General features: G+C 72.5%; 2 protein-coding genes. One reads left to right on the top strand and one right to left on the bottom strand.

Annotated elements, in window-relative coordinates; genetic code table 11:
• Positions 1-105: 105 nt before the first annotated feature.
• Positions 106-1,194, bottom strand: a complete 1,089-nt coding sequence (locus FNH05_RS35850) for an alpha/beta hydrolase (protein ID WP_144593282.1) — start codon at positions 1,192-1,194, stop codon at positions 106-108.
• A gap of 153 nt (positions 1,195-1,347) precedes the next feature.
• On the opposite strand from FNH05_RS35850, the gene FNH05_RS35845 reads away from it, so the two are divergent.
• On the top strand, positions 1,348-2,712 hold a 1,365-nt coding region (locus FNH05_RS35845; protein WP_144593281.1), incomplete at its 3' end, for a helix-turn-helix domain-containing protein.

Here is a 2,712-nt window from a genome sequence, read left to right as displayed (position 1 = left end):
CAGCACCACGAACAGCATTCCCACGAGCAGCAGGCACCCGCTTCCCTCACGGGGTTCGCGGGCCGAGCCGGGCTTCTTGCGCATCGATGCGGGTACCGGTGCAGGTCAGGGGTGCCGGAGGCGCTGCATGATCAGCGGGATGAAGTGGTCCATGTCGGCCTGCAGGCAGGCGAACTGGGCGTGCTTGCCGGTGCAGCCGGTGGCCCAGCCGCTGCCGTCGCCGTAGTCGGTGAACTGGAACGGGATGCCCGCCGCGGTCAGGTACCCCGCGGTCACCTTCGCCGTCTGCTCGGCCCCGTTCTCGACCACCGCCTGCACCGGGTTGACGGTGAGGTCCCCGCCGTTGCCGGTGTACATCGCCACTCCCATGCCCCGCAGCGCACTGACGTGCTGGGCCGGGCTTTCCGTGTTCCACACCCCGTCGAGCGGCCAGACCGGCGGGCCGAAGATCGCGTCCGCGGAGGTGGTCGGCGTGCCCGACGCCGGGTCCAGTTCGGTCTCCACGACCGCCGCCCGCTGCCCCTGGTTGAGCAGGTCGAGTCCGCCGGAGAAACTGCCCACGTAGCTGAACAGGTCCGGCCGGTGCTCGGCGTAGTGGAACGCGCCGAAGCCGCCCATCGAGTGGCCGACGATGGCGCGGCCCTCACGGGCGGGGATGGTCTTGAGGTTCGCGTCGATCAGCGGGATGAGCTGGTCGAGGTGGAAGGTCTCCCAGTTCTGCGGGCCGAGCGAACCGGGGTTGACCCAGTTCGAGTACCAGCTGCGGACCCCGTTGGGCCACACCGTGATCAGCGGCACCCCCCGCGTGGCGTCCTCGGTCATCCGCAGGTTCGCCACCGTGTTGGGCAGGTCCCGGTTGCCGTGCAGGCCGTACAGCACGGGGTAGCGGGTGGCGGCCGCGCCGTCGTACCCCTCGGGCAGGGTGACCATGACCACGTGCTGCCCGGCGGTCTGGCCCGGCATCAGCGTCGGGTTCGGCACCTGGTCGGAGGTCACCGCGAAGGTGAAGGTGCGGTGGGCGTCGTCGGCCCAGGCGGGCTGGCCGACCACGGTCAGGCCGAAACCGCTGTCGAAGTGCGGCGGATCGGCGGTTTCCGCGCTCGCCGCGGGGGCGGCCGCGACGGTGATGGCGAGGGCGAGGCCGACCCCCAGTACGGCCCCGGCCCGCCGCAGCGGTCTGAAACGGGTTCTCATGCGGCTCCTGCCCTTTCCGGTCGATCTTCTTCCCGTGGTGCGGTCATCCTGCCGTTCGCACTGGTCAGGGGGCCAGGCCGGGAACCGGCCGGATATGGCCGGTGATCACGCTAGAGTCGGTCCCCCAGGGATCACCGGTAGGAGAGGCCCGAAGTGACGAGCCGGTTCGGCACGCTGCTGCGTCAGCTGCGGTGTGCGGCGGGGATGACTCAGGAACAGCTGGCGGAGCGGTCCGGGGTGGGGGTGCGCACCATCCGCAGGCTGGAGACCGGCGAACCCACCGACCCCCGGCTGGGGACGGTGAAGTTGCTGGCGGACGCGCTCGGGCTCGCGCCGGACGAACGCCGGCGCCTGCTGGCCGAAGCGGGCGGCACCCCGGAACAGGAAGCCCCGGAGACACAGGAAGCCCCGGAGACACCGGAAGCCCCGGAGACACCGGAAGAACCACCGGGCGAGGTTCCCCCGGTGCGCGGGCCCGTGGTGCCCCCGGCGTTCCGGGAAGCGCTCTCCGAAGCCGCCTCGACACTGGCGCAGGCGGTCAGCGGCCGATGGCAGCGCGAGGAGGAGCAGCGCGGCGTCCACGACCCGTTCCCGCTGCCGGTGCGCTGGCGGCCGATGGCACCGGAGCTGACCGATCACTGGGACAACATCAACCGGGCGCCCGCCGGGGTCACCTCGCGCCCGCTCGAACTGACCGGCACCCTCGACGAGATCGCGGGCACCTACCGCCGGATCCCGTCGGGGCGCCTGGTCGTGCTGGGCCGCGCCGGTTCCGGGAAGACGATCCTGGCGCTGCGGTTCGTGCTGAGCTACCTGCGCACGCGCACCGAGGCCGAGCCGGTGCCGGTCGTGTTCGGCCTCGGCTCGTGGGACCCGACCGCCCTCGCGCTCCGCGACTGGCTGATCGACCGCCTGCTGCGCGACTATCCCGGCCTGGCCGCCGACGGCGGAGGCGGGGAGACGCTCGCCGCCGCGCTCGTCGAGGCCGGTTACATCCTGCCCGTGCTGGACGGGTTCGACGAGATCGCGGACGGCCTGCACCGCCCCGCGCTGGAAGCGCTCAACGGCACTTCACTGCCCCTGCTGCTGACCAGCCGTCCCGGCGAGTTCGCCAGTGCGGTGGCGGCGACGGACGTGCTGACCGGGGCCGCCGGGATCGAGCTGACCGACCTCACCCCGGACGATCTCGCCGGCTACCTGCCCCGCACCGTCCGCCGCGCGGCGAACGGCAGGTGGGATCCGGTACTGACCGTGCTGCGCGAGCGGCCGGACAGCCCGGCCGCTGCCCGCCTGAGCGCCGTGCTGAGCACTCCGCTGATGATCGTGCTCGCCCGGACCGTCTACAGCGACACACCCGGGCGGGATCCGGCCGAGCTGCTGGACAGCGCCCGGTTCCCCACCGCCGAAGCCCTGGAAGACCATCTGCTGGACAGTTTCGTGCCCACCGTGTACCGGCACCGGCCCCCGGCCGGTCCCGCCGGGCGGGGCACGGGCGGGAGTGGGACGGACCGGAACTGG

The sequence above is a fragment of the Amycolatopsis rhizosphaerae genome (genome assembly GCF_007713715.1).
Classification (GTDB): Bacteria; Actinomycetota; Actinomycetes; order Mycobacteriales; family Pseudonocardiaceae; genus Amycolatopsis_E; species Amycolatopsis_E rhizosphaerae.
The sequence above is the reverse complement of the archived record's forward strand: the minus strand, read 5'-3'. Positions and strand labels throughout refer to the sequence as shown.